The organism is Gammaproteobacteria bacterium, from assembly GCA_009845905.1.
GTDB lineage: Bacteria > Pseudomonadota > Gammaproteobacteria > Steroidobacterales > Foliamicaceae > Foliamicus.
Map to the genome: position 1 here is coordinate 251,656 of VXYS01000009.1, position 16,070 is coordinate 267,725.

Annotated in this window: 14 protein-coding genes; 8 read left to right on the forward strand and 6 right to left on the reverse strand. The window is 65.9% G+C overall.

The window, feature by feature from the left end:
- Nucleotide 1: 1 nt before the first annotated feature.
- Both F4036_08655 and F4036_08660 read right to left on the reverse strand, forming a co-directional pair.
- Nucleotides 2-889: a radical SAM protein gene (locus tag F4036_08655; GenBank protein ID MYK37808.1), complete on the reverse strand. Its 888-nt coding sequence runs from the start codon at nt 887-889 to the stop codon at nt 2-4.
- Nucleotides 886-2,337: an FAD-dependent oxidoreductase gene (locus F4036_08660; protein MYK37809.1), complete on the reverse strand. Its 1,452-nt coding sequence runs from the start codon at nt 2,335-2,337 to the stop codon at nt 886-888. Before F4036_08660 ends, F4036_08655 begins: the two co-directional genes overlap by 4 nt.
- Here F4036_08660 and modA point away from each other — a divergent pair.
- Genes modA through modC form a run of 3 tightly spaced genes read left to right on the forward strand, consistent with a single transcriptional unit; the run spans nt 2,318 to nt 5,098 of the window.
- Nucleotides 2,318-3,292 (forward strand): molybdate ABC transporter substrate-binding protein, encoded by a 975-nt coding sequence (modA, locus tag F4036_08665; protein MYK37810.1) that lies wholly within the window; start codon nt 2,318-2,320, stop codon nt 3,290-3,292. The genes F4036_08660 and modA overlap by 20 nt on opposite strands.
- A complete protein-coding gene (gene modB / locus F4036_08670) occupies nt 3,289-3,966 on the forward strand; it encodes a molybdate ABC transporter permease subunit (protein MYK37811.1) in 678 nt (225 codons plus the stop codon). Before modA ends, modB begins: the two co-directional genes overlap by 4 nt.
- 13 nt (nt 3,967-3,979) lie before the next feature.
- Nucleotides 3,980-5,098 carry a molybdenum ABC transporter ATP-binding protein gene (gene modC, locus F4036_08675; GenBank protein ID MYK37812.1) on the forward strand — a complete coding sequence of 373 codons (1,119 nt, stop codon included), beginning with the start codon at nt 3,980-3,982 and terminating at the stop codon, nt 5,096-5,098.
- Here modC and F4036_08680 read toward each other — a convergent pair.
- Complete coding sequence (locus F4036_08680; protein ID MYK37813.1) at nt 5,067-5,912, reverse strand: methyltransferase domain-containing protein; 846 nt, start codon at nt 5,910-5,912, stop codon at nt 5,067-5,069. The two genes, modC and F4036_08680, sit on opposite strands and share 32 nt — an antisense overlap.
- A 77-nt stretch (nt 5,913-5,989) precedes the next feature.
- On the opposite strand from F4036_08680, the gene F4036_08685 reads away from it, so the two are divergent.
- Nucleotides 5,990-7,909: an MFS transporter gene (locus tag F4036_08685; protein ID MYK37814.1), complete on the forward strand. Its 1,920-nt coding sequence runs from the start codon at nt 5,990-5,992 to the stop codon at nt 7,907-7,909.
- Here F4036_08685 and F4036_08690 read toward each other — a convergent pair.
- Together F4036_08690 and F4036_08695 are read right to left on the reverse strand one after the other, a co-directional pair.
- Nucleotides 7,845-8,639: a DUF1295 domain-containing protein gene (locus tag F4036_08690; protein MYK37815.1), complete on the reverse strand. Its 795-nt coding sequence runs from the start codon at nt 8,637-8,639 to the stop codon at nt 7,845-7,847. The two genes, F4036_08685 and F4036_08690, sit on opposite strands and share 65 nt — an antisense overlap.
- Nucleotides 8,640-8,811: 172 nt before the next feature.
- Nucleotides 8,812-9,522, reverse strand: a complete 711-nt coding sequence (locus tag F4036_08695) for an SDR family oxidoreductase (protein ID MYK37816.1) — start codon at nt 9,520-9,522, stop codon at nt 8,812-8,814.
- A gap of 260 nt (nt 9,523-9,782) precedes the next feature.
- On the opposite strand from F4036_08695, the gene F4036_08700 reads away from it, so the two are divergent.
- The 3 genes from F4036_08700 (at nt 9,783) to F4036_08710 (ending at nt 13,806) form a co-directional block, all read left to right on the forward strand.
- Nucleotides 9,783-10,271, forward strand: a complete 489-nt coding sequence (locus F4036_08700; GenBank protein MYK37817.1) for a ComF family protein — start codon at nt 9,783-9,785, stop codon at nt 10,269-10,271.
- A gap of 129 nt (nt 10,272-10,400) precedes the next feature.
- Nucleotides 10,401-13,436, forward strand: coding sequence for a bifunctional proline dehydrogenase/L-glutamate gamma-semialdehyde dehydrogenase PutA (gene putA / locus F4036_08705; protein ID MYK37818.1), 3,036 nt, complete (start codon nt 10,401-10,403; stop codon nt 13,434-13,436).
- Nucleotides 13,437-13,551: 115 nt separating this feature from the next.
- Nucleotides 13,552-13,806, forward strand: a complete 255-nt coding sequence (locus F4036_08710; GenBank protein MYK37819.1) for a hypothetical protein — start codon at nt 13,552-13,554, stop codon at nt 13,804-13,806.
- A gap of 9 nt (nt 13,807-13,815) precedes the next feature.
- Here F4036_08710 and F4036_08715 read toward each other — a convergent pair whose 3' ends face one another.
- The gene (locus tag F4036_08715; GenBank protein MYK37820.1) at nt 13,816-14,043 is read right to left on the reverse strand and encodes a hypothetical protein; all 228 of its coding nucleotides are present in this window, start codon (nt 14,041-14,043) and stop codon (nt 13,816-13,818) included.
- A gap of 232 nt (nt 14,044-14,275) precedes the next feature.
- Between F4036_08715 and F4036_08720 the strand changes: the two genes are divergently transcribed.
- Nucleotides 14,276-16,066, forward strand: coding sequence for a methyltransferase domain-containing protein (locus F4036_08720; GenBank protein ID MYK37821.1), 1,791 nt, complete (start codon nt 14,276-14,278; stop codon nt 16,064-16,066).
- Nucleotides 16,067-16,070 lie beyond the last annotated feature (4 nt).

Sequence of the window (16,070 nt, forward strand, 5' to 3'; positions counted from 1 at the left end):
ATCATGCCAGTTCGCTGCACGACGAGCCGTAGGCGAAGCAGCTGTAGCAGCGGTGGTGGCGGAGCATGACGCGCTTGCCGAGACTTTCCGCGAGGCTGCCGCCGAGGTCGAAGGATTCGTCGTCGTCCACCAGCGTGCAGGCGTAGACGCGCATGCGTCCCTGTTTCTTGACCACCATTTTCGAGAAGTAGCACATGAACGAGCGGCGGGACTCCTCGTCGTGATGCGTGGTCATGCAGTGTTCCGTGATCCGCTGCACTGTGGGGTTCGATCCGGGCGGCAGGAAATCCGGAAAAGACACGATTCGCGTGTCCGCGGGCAGGCCGTGCTCGACGAACAGCGCGCGAAACGCCGCGTCCACCTCCGCGCCGTCCTCGCCGGCATCGGACTGCCGGGCCAGCGACACCGCAAAACCTCGCGCGTGCAGGGCCGCAAGGCTTTGCCAGGATTTCGCGAAGTTCCCTCTGCCGCGCGCCGCGTCGTGCCGCGCCGCGTCCGCATAGTCGATGCTGATCCGGAAGCTGACCGGATAGGGCCGGGCGACCAGAGACTCGATCTCGCCCAGGCGCCGGATCATCGGATCGGTGCCGTTGGTCAGCACCAGGCACGGCCCCAGGTCCGAGGCGTAACGCAGAATCCGGATGAAGTCCTTGACGATGAAGGGCTCGCCGCCGGTAAACGAGTATTGCCGAACGCCCAGCGAAGCGGCCTCGTCGAGCAGCGGCTTCGCGTCCGCCAGCGTGATTCGCTGAAGACGATTGTCGCCTGGCCCCGAGCCTTCCAGGCAGAACGGGCAGGCGAGATTGCAGGCCGTCCCGGTATGAAACCAAAGCTCGCGCAGGGCGCCGGGCTGAATGTAGCCGCGCGGTTCGTTCGCCTGAGGCATCATCGAAACCAGGACTTCAACAGGCCCGCCGCGCGGGGCGTCAGCCGGGTGCGCGCGTACTGGTCGGCCAGCCGGCGCAGGTATTCGGCGCGGGTGGGATAGGGAAGCACGGCCTTGCCCACGGCGCCAAGGCCCAGGCCGTTGGCCAAGGCCATGCATAGCGGCGCGATCTGTTCTCCGGCGTCATGTCCGACGATGGTAGCTCCCAGGATCCTGTCGCTCCCCCCGGCGGTCAACAACTCGACGAAGCCGTCGCCTTCGCCCGCGGTCCTGGCCCGGTCAAGCTCCCCGAAATTCAGGCGGTAGCGGTCGAAGGCGATGCCTTCCTCGGCAAGCTGCGCTTGCGTTCGTCCGACCTGGGCCACTTCCGGGTCCGTGTAGGTGCACTGCGGAACCACCAGCCCCCGCGCGCTGGCGGTCGGCGCGAACAGCGCGTTGCGCACGACGATGCGCGCCTGGGCGTCGGCGTTGTGCGTGAACGGCAGTGCGGAGCAGACATCGCCGGCCGCGTAGATTCTCCTGTTCGTCGTGCGCAGCTTGTCGTCCACGGCGATCCGTCCGTCGCGCACCTCGACGCCCGCGGCGCCGAGGTGCAAACCCTCCAAGTTGGCGCGGCGCCCCGCCGCGACAAGCAGGCGGTCGGCCGTGACCGAAGCGCCGGGGGCATGAACCGTCGGACGGCCGCCCTGCGAACTGATCCGGGTCACCTTCGAGTCCAGGTGCAGCCTCACCCCGTCGGACTCGAGCGCGGCCGCCACCGCGTCGCTGGCCGGAGCAACCGCACCGGGCAGCACACGCCCGGCCATCTCGAAGAGGTGCACCTCGACACCGAGCCGGGCCATTCCCTGAGCGAGTTCGCAACCCACGGGGCCGGCGCCGAGAATCGCCAGGCGCCCGGGGCGGTCGACCAGGTCGAAGAACGAGTCGTTGGTGAGCGCATCGCACTCCTGCAGTCCCGGAATCCGCGGTAGTTCGGCCCGTGCGCCGGTCGCGATCAGGAAGCGCCGCGCGGCCAGGCGCTGACCGTCCACTTCAACGCTGTTGCGGCCGGCGAACCGGGCCGATCCCAGGAAAACGTCCACGCCGCTTCGAACATAGCGTTCCACCGAATCATGCGCCGCGATCTCCGAGCGGACCTGCCGGAGCCAGGCGAAAGCTTCATCGAAGCCGGCGTTCGGATTGCGCCGCGTAAATTCAAGAAGAGATTTGGAAGGTACGCATCCGACGTTCAGACAATCTCCACCCATCGCCTTCCTTTCCACCAACGCGACACGGGCGCCCAGGCCTGCCGCCGCGATCGCGGCGACCAGACCGGCGGGCCCGGCGCCGATCACGGCCAGGTGATACTTCCGGCGGGGCTCCGGATTGCGGTAGTTCCCGGGAAAAACCCGTTCCCGCCAGCGGCGGTCATGGTCGTCGCCCGGGTAGCCCATGTGCTTGCCGTCTCGCATCAAGCTCGTTCCCGTCCGCCGGCGTAGTTCAATTGGTGTCGGCCATCCTACATTGAGTATCCGTGCCGCCCGGGACCGAAAGATTCACTTGTGGGAAACCCGGTTCGAATTGGCTATGCTGGCATCCATGCTTTTTTCGGGCAGGGGACGGAACGGGACGGCGCGGTTGTTGGGCACGGCCGTGCGGGCGCTTGCGGTCGGCGCGGTGTTCTGCGCGGGAAGCGTGCCGGCGCCCGCCCAGCCGGCGTCTTCGACCCTGGTATTCGCCGCCGCCAGCACGATGGTTCCGCTGAACGATCTCGCACAATCATTTGAGCGGGAACGGGGGCGGCCTGTCCGGTTCTCCTTCGCCGCCTCTTCAACGCTGGCCCGGCAGGTCATGCACGGCGCAGGCGCGGACCTGTTCCTTTCCGCCAACAGGCAATGGCTGGATCGTCTCGAGCGGGACGGTTTCCTGGCGGCGGGCTCGCGGCGCGAATTGACCGGCAATCGGCTTGCCCTGATCCGGCCTGCCGACGGGAACGCAAACGTGATCCTCGGCCGCCCCGCGACGCTGCTGGGTGCGCTTGCGGACTTTCCGCTGATGCTGGCCGATCCGTCACACGTACCGGCAGGCATGTACGCGCGCGAGGCCCTTGAGCACCTCAACCTGTGGGAACCTCTCCAGGGACGGCTGGCATTTGCCGCCAACGCGCGCGCCGTGACGGTGCGCGTGGCGCGCGGCGAGGCGCCGCTCGGCATCACCTACGCCAGCGAACTGCGCGCCGAGTCGGGCCTGGAAGCGGCTGCATTGCTCCCTGCGGAAAGCCATTCGCCGATCCGCTACGAACTGGCCCTGATTGAGCCGGCCGACAACCCCTCGGCGCTGGCCTTCTACGAATACCTGCTCAGCGGCGAAGCGCAGCAGGTTTTCCTGAAGCACGGATTCACACCCGGGAGCGACGGGAAGCGATGACGCCCGTCTGGGAAATCGCGGCGCTGTCGCTCAAGGTTTCGCTTTGGGCGGTGGCCTGTTCGCTTCCGGTGGGGATCGCCTGCGCCTGGGTGCTGGCGCGCTGCCGTTTCCCGGGAAAGATCCTCCTCGACGGCCTCGTGCACCTGCCGCTGGTCACGCCACCGGTGGTGGTGGGCTATCTGCTGCTGATCGTGCTGGGACGAAACGGCTGGCTGGGGCAACTGTTCCACGACTGGTTCGGCATCACATTCACGTTTACCTGGAAGGGCGCGGCCGTGGCCGCGGCGGTCATGGCCTTCCCGCTCATGGTCCGGGCCATCCGCCTCGGGATCGAGTCGGTGGACCGGCGCCTGGAAGAGGCGGCCCGGACACTGGGCGCGACCCCCGCGCGCTCGCTGTTTACCGTCACCCTGCCGCTGGCGGCGCCGGGCCTGCTCACCGGGGCGCTGTTGGCTTTTGCGCGCTGCCTGGGCGAATTCGGCGCCACGATCACTTTCGTGTCCAACGTCCCCGGGCAGACCCGGACCCTTCCGCTGGCGATCTACACGCTGCTGCAGGCGCCCGAAGGCGAGACCGCCGCAGCGTGGCTGGCTGGGGTATCGCTGGCTCTGGCCATCGTGGCGCTGGCGGCGTCGGAGCTGGCCGCGCGCGCTGTGCGCAAGCGCCTGAACTGACCGGACGCGCGCCATGCTGAAGATCGACGCACGCAGGAAACTGGCCGAATTCGAGTGGCAGGGCCGGCTCGAGATCCGGCCCGGCGTTACCGCCCTTTTCGGCCAGTCCGGCGCGGGCAAGACTTCGCTGGTGAACATGGTCGCCGGCCTGCTCGCGCCGGACGAAGGCGAGATCGCGATCGGCGGGACCTGCGTGTTCTCGAGCCGCAAGGGCGTAAACCTGCCGCCCGAGCGGCGGCCCGTGGGCGTCGTCTTTCAGGACGGAAGGCTGTTCCCTCATCTGAGCGTGCGCGGGAACCTCCAGTACGGCCGCCCCCGCGGACGGCGGTCCTCGCCGGCCCTTGACCAAGTCGTCGAACTACTGGAACTCGAGGCGCTGCTCGGGCGGCGGCCGATGAGTCTTTCCGGAGGCGAACAACAGCGCGTGGCGATCGGGCGGGCGTTGCTTACAGCGCCGGACGTGCTGCTGCTGGACGAGCCGCTTGCCGGGCTGGACGGAGAGCGCCGTGGGGAAGTGCTGGATTTTCTCGAGCGGCTCAAGCGGGACAGCGACCGGATCATCGTGTACGTAACGCATCGCATGGAGGAGGTGGTGCGGCTGGCCGACCGCCTGGTCCTGATCGATCGTGGCGAGGTGCGGTCGTCCGGGGGGCTTCAGGACCTGCTGGGCCGCCCGGAATTGCAGGCGGTAATAGGCCAGCGCACGGCGGGAGCGCTGCTGCGTTGCCGGATCGAGCAAATCGACGACGGCGACGGCTTGAGCCGACTGTCGTGTTCCGGACACACCCTGTTACTGCCGCGGCTGGACTTGCAGTCCGGAAGCGAAGGCGTCCCGCCTTCGCCGAGCGCGGGACGCGCTCGCTCTCAGGGGGCGGACATCGTGCTGCAGGTTCGGGCCGGAGACGTTTCGCTGTCTCTGGAACCGCCACGCCGAAGCAGCGTGTTGAACGTGATGAAGGGCACGGTCGAGCGGGTCGTGCAGGAAGACGGCGCGCTTGCCGACGTGGTCGTCGACGTGGGCCAGACCCTGTGGGCGCGCGTCACCCGGCGCTCGGTGAGGGAACTCGGCCTGTCGCCCGGCGTGGAGATCTACGCCACGATCAAGGCCGCTTCGCTTTACTCCGCAAACTGATCTCCTCCAACGGAACCTCCGTTGGTTCCCCGCGGCCCTTCGGCGGAACGACCCAAGCCTGACCGTAGACCACCTCGATGCTGACGGCGACCATGCCGTCGGCGCCGCGTTGCGCTGCAAAGGCCTCCTCCACGACCCGCCGGCGCCGACGCCCGGCCAGGCCCGGAGAGCCGGGCATCATCGCCCCGCCGGCCCCGCAACGGCGCAGGTCGCCTTCCAGCGTGGCGTAGTCCGCGTACGGTACCGGAAACCGCTCGGCGCTCATGACCGGGTCGGCAAAACCGGCCTGCACCAAAGCGTCGCCCAGATGGTGCATGTCCAGAAGCGTTTCCGGATCGTCCTCCAGGCCTGCGCTGCTACGCGCACGGCGCAGTTCCCTGAGCGTGTCCGGGCCGAACATCGAGAAGAAAACCAGGCCGGGCGGTTCCAGCACCCGGCGAAACTCGGCCAGCGCCGCGCCTATGGAAGGACACCAGTGCAGGGCCAGGTTCGAGAACAGCAGTTGAGCGCAGCCGTCGGCCAGCGGGATCTGCTGCATGTCCCCGCAAATCCGCTCGCCGGTCCCGGCGCGCAGCATGCCGAGCGAGCTGTCCAGCGACAGCACCCGGGCCTCGGGAAAGCGCCGGGCCAATTGATCGCGCGCATCCCCGGCGCCGGCGCCGGCATCGACGATGCGGGCGGGGTCGATACGCACCCAGTCAAGCTGCTCCAGCATCCGGCGGCGTATCTCCGCGTGGAGGAAATCATGCTCCGCAAAGCCTGCCGCGGCGCGGTCGAAGGCGCGCCGGACACGCCAGGGTTGAGGACGGGCCATTAAGCGGGCGCGCCTATGCCCGACAAGCCGGAGCGGCGGTTAACATGGCGCGCTGCGGAACGCGGGAAACAGACCGGATGAGCGCAGGCGACGCGGCGGAGGTAACACCCACCCGGGAGCGCGGGCAGTTCTCGCTTCTGCTCACGCGGCGGTTCGCGCCTTTCTTCTTCACCCAGGCGTTGGGCGCTTTCAACGACAACGTGTACCGCAACGCCGTGATCGTGCTGATCGTGTTCGGCGCCGGCGCGGCCAATGCCGACACGCTGGCCAACCTGGGCGCGGGCCTGTTCGCCTTGCCGTTTTTCCTGTTCTCGGCATGGGCCGGCGAACTCGCCGACCACGGCGACAAGGCGGCCCTGGCGCGCCGGATCAAGATCGCCGAGATCTGCATCATGCTGCTGGGCGGCCTCGCGGTGGCGTCCGGCTCGGTGTGGGCGGTGATGGCGGTGCTGTTCCTGATGGGCACGCAGTCCACCTTCTTCGGTCCGATCAAGTACGCCATCATCCCCCAGCACCTGAGACAGGCGGAACTGGTCGGCGGCAACGGACTGGTGCAGATGGGCACCTTCGTGGCCATTCCCGCCGGGCTCGTGCTCGGCGGCGCGCTGGCGGCGGCGGAACCGCAATCATCGCGGCCGCTGCTGATCGCAGTCACCGTCGTTGGGCTGGCGGTGGCAGGATACCTGGCCAGCCGCTTCATTCCGGCCGCGCCACCCGCCCAGGGCGCCGGCAGGATCTGCTGGAACCCCTTCACCGTCGTCGCCCGCATGGCGCGTGCTTCGGCCGCCAGGCGTTCGGTGCTGTTGTCGATACTGGGCATTTCCTGGTTCTGGCTGCTTGGGTCCGTGGTCCTCACACAGATGCCCAATTATGGCAAGGAGGTCCTCAACGCCAACGAAACGGTCACGACCTCGCTTATGGCCACGCTGGCGGTCGGCATCGGCGTGGGTTCCATGGTGTGCGAATGGCTGTCGGGACGCCGCGTGGAAATCGGCCTCACACCCATCGGCAGCCTCGGGTTGTCGGCCTGCGCTGCGCATTTCGCCCTGACCACGATGAGTCCGGTTACGCCGGCGGCGGGAATGGGGCAGTTTCTTGGCGCCGGCGGCTGGAACCCGGCGCTCGACCTGTTCCTTATCGGGTTCTTCGGCGGGCTTTACGCGGTCCCGATGTACTCGGTGATCCAGCAGCGCACGCGCCAGGAGACCCGCGCCCGGGTCATCGCGTTCAACAACATAGTCAACGCGGTGTTCCTGGTGACCGGCGCGGGACTGAGCATCCTGGTGCTGGTCGTCATGGAAATGAGCATCCCGCAATTGTTCCTGGTGCTGGCGGTGGTCAACCTGGGCGTTTCGATGTTCGTCTTCTGGGAAGTCCCCGAATTCGTTGCCCGTTTCCTGATCTGGTGCCTGATGCGCAGCCTCTACCGTCTGCGCTTCCGCAATCTCGACCGCGTGCCCGAACGCGGCGCGGCGGTGCTGGTCTGCAACCACGTGAGCTATGTCGATGCGCTGCTGATCCTGGGCGTGCTTCGCCGGCCCGTGCGCTTCGTCATGATCAGGCGCATCTACGAAATGCCGCTGCTGAATTTCATCTTCCGCAGCGTGGACGCCGTTCCGATCACGGCGCGCAAGGACGATCCCGAGACCTACCGAAAGGCGTTCGACTCGCTGGCGCACGCGCTGCGCAACCGCGAGCTGGTGTGCATCTTCCCGGAAGGACACCTGACGCGCGACGGGAAGATGCACGAGTTCCGCCCCGGGGTGCTGAAACTGCTCGAACAGGTTCCCGTTCCGGTCATCCCGATGGCGCTGCGCGGTTTGTGGGGCAGCCTGTTCTCGCACCAGGGGCGCGGCGCGTTCCGCGGCGGTCTCAAGTGGCTGCGGGCGCCGGTGGAGCTGCGTGTGGGCAAGCCCATGGCGCCGGAAGGCATCACGACCGACCAGTTGTACGCCGAGGTCGCCCGGCTTCGCGGCGCAGGAAAGGCAGGGGAATGAGTCGGGGCGTGGTGGCCTGGTAGTCGCGGTAAGCGGGGTACTTCGCAAGCGTCAGCGATTCCGTAAGCTGGGTCGAGCTCTGGAAGAGCAGCGTCAGAACCACGAAGCCCAGGCCGGTCCAGTGGAGCCACACGCCGGAGGCGCCCACCGCAAACAGGTAGAACACCCACCACATGCCCATCTCGCAGAAGAAATTGGGGTGGCGGCAATAGGCCCACAGGCCGGTCGTGACGAATGGCCGGGCCACATCCTCGCCCGCATCGATCTTCCGCTTCTTGTCACGCTGAAATCGCCACATCTGCTCGTCAGCCACCCATTCGCCGATGAAGAACACCACGAAAAACGCACCGGCGATTCCATCCAGGAAAGTCATGGGCGTTTCCCGCCACAGCCAGGCCTGGTGCACGGGCGATGCGAACAACCACACGATGAGCATCTGGCCCGGAGCGATAAACAGCAGGTTCAGCGCCTGAAATCCGACCGGTCCGATCTTCTCGTACACCGCCACCCAGCGGTAGTCTTCACCTCCCCTGGAGAAGCCGCCTTTGCGCGCGAAGTTGTGGGTCAGCCTCAGGCCCCACAGGGCGACCAGGACCGCCATGAGATTGAGGCGGGGCGAGGCGAAATCGGCGTCCGCCGCAACGACGAGGCAATAGACCGGCGGGCACAGCGGCCACAGCCGGTCGGCCCAGGAGTACTCGCGGGTGATTACCGAGGTGAGCCAGGCCATGATGGAGATCACGACGCAAAGATCGAGCGCCGTCCCGTACGGCGTGCCCGTGAGCGGGTGGTTGATGAAATTCAGCATGAGTCAGAAATAGGCGCGCTCACTTGCGTGGAACATCCCGGGAGCGAAGGCGTCTCGCCTTCGCGGAGGGCGGGACGCCCTCCCGCCCAGGTGCTTACCAGGCGACTTCTTCTCCGAAACGGTTGATGAACTCGCCCGATCGGGAAGACTCGACCCGCTCGAACAGCTCCTGCTGCATGCGCACGCTCTCGACCGGGTCCACCGGCGCCTCCGGGCCGCCCAGGTCGGTGCGGCACCAGCCCGGCGCCATGGCGATGACCGTGATGTTCTGCCACTCGATCGCCATACCCTTGGTCAGCATGTTGAGCGCCGACTTGCTGCTGCGGTAGGCGTAGGCATGTCCCATGGAGTTGTTGGCGATCGATCCCATGTCGCTGGACATGTTCACCAGGAGCGGATTGGCGGCGGCCTCCAGGTGCGGCTTGAAACAGACCGCCACCTTGAACGCCGCCATGACGTTGATTTCGTGCATTTCGCGCCACAGCTCGTAGTCCATGCTTTCCAGCGACTGATAATGCATGCCCTCGAATGCCGACTTCGGCCCGTAGGTGCCGGCATTGTTCAACAGAATGTCCAGCGAGTCGCCCGCCAGTTCCCCGGCCAATGCCTCAATGCGCTCGTGGTCGGTGACATCCAGGGTTACCGTGCGCAGCGATCGGGAACCGTTTGATTCGAGCTCCTTGAGTCCGGGCGACGCTTCCGGGTTGCGGGCGGTGGCAATCACTTCCCAGTCCTTGGCCAGGTACTGCCTGGCGTGCTCCAGGCCCAGACCGCGCGAGGCGCCCGTAATCAGGATGCGTGGCATAGAGATTCCTGTATTTCCCTGGCAGGGTTAGCATAACCGCAATGACTCCGGGAAACACTGGCCTGGCGCGCTTCCTTCTGCCCTGGCGTTGCGCGCTCTGCGCCGGTGTGGCGCGCGACGGTCGGGGATTGTGCGACGCATGCGCCGAGGACCTTCCCCGTGCCGACCAGGCTTGCCCCCGATGCGGAATCCGCGTGTCCGGGACCGCTGTCACGGGCACTTGCATGCGTTGTTCGTTCCGGCCTCCGGGCTTTCACCGAATGGTTGCTCCGCTTGCCTACGACTATCCGGTGGACCGACTGCTCCTCGGGCTGAAATTCGGCCGCCGGATGCACCTGGCGCGGGCGCTCGGCCAGGCCATTGCCGAGGGCGTTCGCTCGCAAGTCGAGCGGGGCGTACTGGAAGTGCCCGAAGCGCTGGCTCCCGTTCCACTGCATCCGCGCCGGCTGGCGAAGCGTGGTTTCAATCAGGCGGAGGAAATCGCCCGCCTCATCGCGCGCGAAATCGGCGTGCCGATGCTGCCGGACCTCTGCCGCCGGGTCCGGCACACGCGCATGCAGAGCCGCCTGAGCGACGAGGAACGCCGCCTGAACGTCGCGGGAGCATTTGCATGCGCGCAGTCGCCGCTCCGGCCGGCGATAGTGGACGACGTGGTGACGACGGGGGCAACGGCCGACGCTATGGCGGCGGCGCTTATCGCCGCCGGCGCCGAGCATGTGCAGGTATGGGCGGCGGCCAGGGCCGCGTGACAACCTTGTCCGGATCCGGGCGCTGAACCGCGCGGGAAGGGCGCGCGCATACTACTCTTTCCGGCGGGCCGACGGCGGCGAAAAAAGTGGTGAAATAGGCGGCCAGGAACGAACACGAAGAGATGTGAGATGAGCAGCGCACTGAATCGAATCGACAAACACAAGTTTGCGCCGGAAATTCCGCTCGTGAGGCGGCTGGCGAAAGAATTCACGCTCGACGAAGCCACGCGCCGGTCCATCGTCGAACAGGCCGCCGAACTGGTGCGCCGGGTGCGCACTTCGCCGAAAGGCCCCACCATGCTGGACGCCTTCCTCAACGAGTTCGGGCTGCACAACGACGAGGGCGTGGCGCTGATGTGTCTGGCCGAGTCCCTGCTGCGGGTGCCCGACCCGCAGACCGCCGACGAACTCATCGCCGACAAGCTGGGTCCGGCGCACTGGGACGAGCACCTGGGTCATTCGAGTTCATTGCTGGTGAACGCCTCCACCTGGGCGCTGATGCTCACCGGCCGGGCGGTGTCCATGCGCCGCTTCGAGGGCCAGTCCGGCGGCGCAGTGCTGCAGTCGCTGGCGGGTCGCCTCGGCGAACCGGTCATCCGCGGGGCCGTACGGCAGGCCATGAGCATTCTCGGCCAGGAATTCGTGATGGGCGAGACCATGGAGGAAGCCGTAAAGCGCGCCTACAGGCTGGACGATAGCGTCGAGTATTCGTTCGACATCCTGGGCGAAGGCGCGCGCACGGCCGGGGTCGCCGACGACTATTTCCAGGCCTATTGCAAGGCGATTCCGATGGTGGGGGAACGGCAGCCGGACAAGCCGGCGCGCCGCTGCGGCATGTCCATCAAGCTCACCGCGCTGCACCCGCGCTACGACGCCAGGCAGTCCGCAAGGGTTCACCAAGAGATGTATCCGCGGCTGCTCAGGCTGTGCGAGCTCGCCCGCGAGCACGACATCCCGCTGTGCCTGGACGCCGAAGAGGCCGACCGGCTGATCCTGTCGCTGGAGCTGACCGAGCGCCTGTGCGCGGAGCCCTCGTTGCGCGGCTGGAACGGCCTGGGACTGGCTGTGCAGGGCTACGGCAAGCGCGCCAAGCGGGTGATCCGATGGCTGAGCGAACTGGCGCAGGCCACCCGGCGGCAGATTTCCGTTCGGCTGGTCAAGGGCGCCTACTGGGACGCGGAGATCAAACGCGCCCAGATCGCCGGCATGCCCGACTACCCGGTGTTCACGGCCAAGGACAACACCGACACGTCCTACCTATCCTGCGCCGAGGCCATGCTGGCCGAGCGCCCGCACCTGTTCTGCGCCTTCGCCACGCACAATGCCCACACGCTGACGACGGTGCTCGCGCTTACGGACGAAGACCGCTCGAACATGGAACTGCAGCGTATTCACGGCATGGGCGAGCGCCTGCACGAAACCGCGCGCGAGATGTTCGACGACTTCCCGCCGGTTCGTGTCTATGCGCCGGCCGGCCTCTACGAGGACCTGCTCGCCTACCTGGTCCGGCGGCTGCTGGAGAACGGCGCCAACTCCAGCTTCGTCAACCGGCTCTACGACGAGGAGCTTGCGCCCGAGGCGATCGTGTCCGACCCGATCGAGATCTCGCTGGCCCGGACCTCTTCGACACTACCCACACCCGAGCTGCTGTACGGACCGGACCGCCCCAACTCGGCCGGTTGCGACCTGGCCTCGCAAACCGCGCTGGGACGTTTTTCAGCGCTCCTTTCGGAACGGGCCGACATGCCTGAGCCGCAAGCCGCGGACCCGGCTTCCGGTGAGATCGACGCCTGGGTCAAGACTGCAGCCGAAGCCCAGCCGGCCTGGAACGCGCTCGGCGGACGGCGGCGCGCCAACGTATTGAGGACGGCGGCGGATGCGCTGGAAGAAGGGCGTAACGAGTTCTTCCGCGTGCTGGCCGGCGAGGCCGGCAAGACGGTGGACGATGCGGTGGCCGAAGTGCGCGAGGCGGTGGATTTCATGCGCTACTACGCCCGCCAGGCGGAACGGGATTTTGAATCGCCCATGGCCCAGGACGGGCCCACCGGAGAGTCCAACGACCTGAGCCTGCACGGACGCGGCGTGTTCGTGTGCATCAGCCCCTGGAACTTTCCGCTGGCGATCTTCCTGGGCCAGGTGTCCGCCGCCCTGCTGGCCGGCAACGCCGTGCTGGCCAAGCCCGCCGAGCAGACCCCGCGCATCGCGAAGTTGGCCGTGGACCTGCTGCACAGCACCGGCGTCCCTGCGGACGTGCTGCGACTGGTCGCCGGCGCCGGGGACGTGGGCGCGGCGCTGGTCAATCACCCGAGAATCGCCGGCGTGGCGTTTACCGGAGGCACGGACACCGCGGCGCGCATTCAGTCCGCGTTGGCCGGCAAGTCCAACCGTCCCATCGTGCCGTTCATCGCCGAGACCGGCGGTCAGAACGTGATGGTCGCGGACTCGTCGGCCCTTATCGAACAGACCACCGACGACGCCATACGCTCGGCGTTCCTGAGCGCCGGCCAGCGCTGCTCCGCCCTGCGGGTGCTGTGCGTGCAGGACGAGGTGGCCGACACGCTGCTGGAATCGATCCGCGGCGCAGCGACCGAACTGACGATCGGCGACCCGCACGACCCTTCAACGGACATCGGCCCCATCATCGACCAGCCTTCCCTGGACCGGATCCAGGCGCACATCGAGCGCATGCGCTCGCTGGGCTGCGAAGTCTGGACCGGCGGCCGGCTCAACGAATCGCTGGAAGGCCCGTACATCCGACCGCACATCATCGAACTGGAAAGCCTGGCGCAGCTTGAGGGCGAGTGTTTCGGCCCGGTCATGCACGTATTGCGCTTCGACGCCGCCGACCTGGCAGGGTTGGTGGACTCGATCAACCGCCTCGAATTCGGACTGACCCTGGGCGTGCAGAGCCGCATCGACGCCCGCGTGAACGAGGTCATCGCGCGTGCGCGCGTCGGAAACATATATGTAAACCGCGACATGGTCGGCGCCGTGGTAGGCGTGCAACCCTTCGGCGGCATGGGCCTGTCCGGCACCGGGCCCAAGGCCGGCGGCCCCCACTACCTGCACCGCTTCGCCGTCGAAAAAACCATCACCATCAACACCACCGCCAAAGGCGGCAACGTCGAACTCCTCCGCTCCGTAGCCATTGATGCCCCGACCTGAGTCGCGACGCAAAAAGCAGCGCGGTTGCAACCCGTTGCCCACGGTGCGGAAATAGGCACGCTTGAGCTTCAATTTCGACCAGGCCGCCACACCTCCCAGCGTTACAATGCGCGACATGGCTGCCGCCGCTTTCGATACCTTTCAAGCTGCGCGAGCGCTCGAATCCGCGGGCGTGGAGCGCGCCCAGGCGGAAGCCATCGCCGAAGCAATACAGCAGCGCCAAGACTCCGCAACGAAATCAGATCTCGCGAAGCTGGGTAGCGAACTGCGCGCCGAAATGGCCGCGCTCGAAACGCGCCTGACCAATCACTTTTACGCTGCCACCGTCGGACTGGCCGCGACCGTTGCGGCATTTGGCCTGTTCACGTAGCTCCGCCGTTCAAGCTTCCGACAGTTCGATAACTTCCAGGCTGTCTTCCATTCGCTGCAGTCCGCAGCGCAACGAGCGCACCTGACTGTCAAGCTTGTCCAGCTCGTCGCGGAAATCCTCCACGAGCTGGCCCAGCATTTCGGGATCAGGTTGCAGTTCCTTGCGTTCCGTATAGAACGTCTTCTTCGTATCGTCCAGCTGCATCCCGATATGCTGCAAAGTAAGTTGAATCTCCATCTCTTGTTCCCTCCTCGGAACTTCCTCACCGCCCGGATGGCGGATCTCCATTCAAGATAAATTCTCGGCGAAAGCGCGCTGTTGAACAAGCAGGCGCGCATGGCCAACAGTTGTCGCTGCATGCTATTGTCAGGAAACGCCGTGCGTGTCGCCTGCGGTTACTGCAGGCTTCTTGTAAGCGGCTTTAGACCAACAGCAAGAATCAAGAACAAGCCTTTTCATCCGGCGAAAGATGCCAACGGAATTAGTGTCCGGCCATTCCGACAATAGTCCGGGGAACATCTCGGCTACGGCTCGATCCGAGAGCTTCGGAGTGCGCGATGTCGTGGCGGCGTACAACGCCAGGGCGCCAGTGCTCTCCGATGGCTACGAACGCATACCGTTTGTCAGCGTGCATCGGCAGGTTGCGGACCTGCTGCCCGAGTCTTCCGGCAATGTGTTGGACGTGGGTGCGGGAAGCGGACGGGATGCCGCCTGGTTTGCGGAGCGGGGCCATAGCGTCGTGGCGGTCGAACCTTCTTCCGGAATGCGCGAGGCGGGCAACGCACGACACAAGTCGTCGAAAATTCGTTGGCTTGATGACCGGCTTCCGGCGCTCGAAAAGTTGCTGCAAACCAAGTCCTCTTTCGACCTCGTGTGGGTAAGCGCCGTCTGGCACCACTTGCCAGCCAGCCAGAGACATCGGGCCTTTCGCAAGCTCGTTTCGGTGCTCAGCCCCGGCGGCAGCATGATGATCAGCCTTCGCCAGGGCCCGCCCTCGCCGGAACGCCCCATGGTGCCCGCCACCTCTGCGGAAATAGAACGACTGGCGCGACGACACGGACTGCAGGTGATCCGTGTGACGGAAAGCAATGACGCGAGCGGGCGAAAGGAAGTCTCATGGGAGGCTGTTTGGCTGCAGTTGCCGGACGACGGTACGGGCGCATTGCCGCTGCTTCGGCACGTTGTGTTCAATGATCAGAAATCTTCAACCTACAAACTGGCCTTGTTGCGGGCGCTGTTGCGAATCGCCGACGGCGCCGCAGGCTTCGCGCGTCCCGGAGCCGGCGATGATGACGTGGTATTGCCCCTCGGACTTGTGGCGCTCTACTGGATCCGATCCTTCCAGCCGCTGATCAAGGCGGACCTTCCGCAACAGCCTCGCGGCAATCAGCACCTGGGCTTCGTAAAGGCAGGTTTTCGAGGTCTGATGGACCGATCGCCATTCGATCTGCGCGTTGGCCAGCGCTTCAGCGAAAAGGATGCCGAAAACCTGATTCTGGCGATTCGCGAAGCAGCGAACTGCATTCGACGTATGCCGGCCAACTACATTACCTACCCCGGAAGCGACAAGCCCGTTTTTCCGTGCACTCGCAATGGTCCGGTGCGCGTGAGGAACTCGGTCAGCATTGATGAGGCTTTCCTGTGGTCGTTAGGTTCCTTTTCGGTGCCGCGTAATCTCTGGCAGGCCATGGGCCGTTATGCAGCCTGGCTGGAGCCGGCGGTATTGAACGAATGGATACGGATGATGCGGACTTATGAACAGAAAACCACGGAAGGCAAGCAATCCTGGGACGCGCACTGGAAAGCTCTCGAGTGGCTTGCTCCCGAGCACGACACCGATATTGCCCGAAGGCGCGCGGAAATTCTGCGCGCTGATGGATTTCTCTATTGCGTGTGGACCGGAAAGAGGCTGACGAAAGTGTTTGAGATTGATCATTGCTTACCCTTCGCCGCCTGGCCGTGCAATGACTTATGGAATCTGCTGCCCAGCGACCGCCGCGCCAACCAGAACAAGTCCGATCGACTGCCAAGTCCTGAAGCGCTGGACAGCGCAAAGCCGCGACTTCTGGACTGGTGGCATTCCGCATACCAGCAAGACTTCCGGCTGAAGGCGACATTCGAGGACGAGGCGCGAAGCGCCCTGCCCGCAACTGATCTCGGCGAGGATGGATTCACACTCGAGTCCGTATTCGATGGCCTGATGTTCCAGCAACTGGTGCTGAAACGGGATCAGCAACTCCGCGAATGGCAGCCGGCTTAGTCCG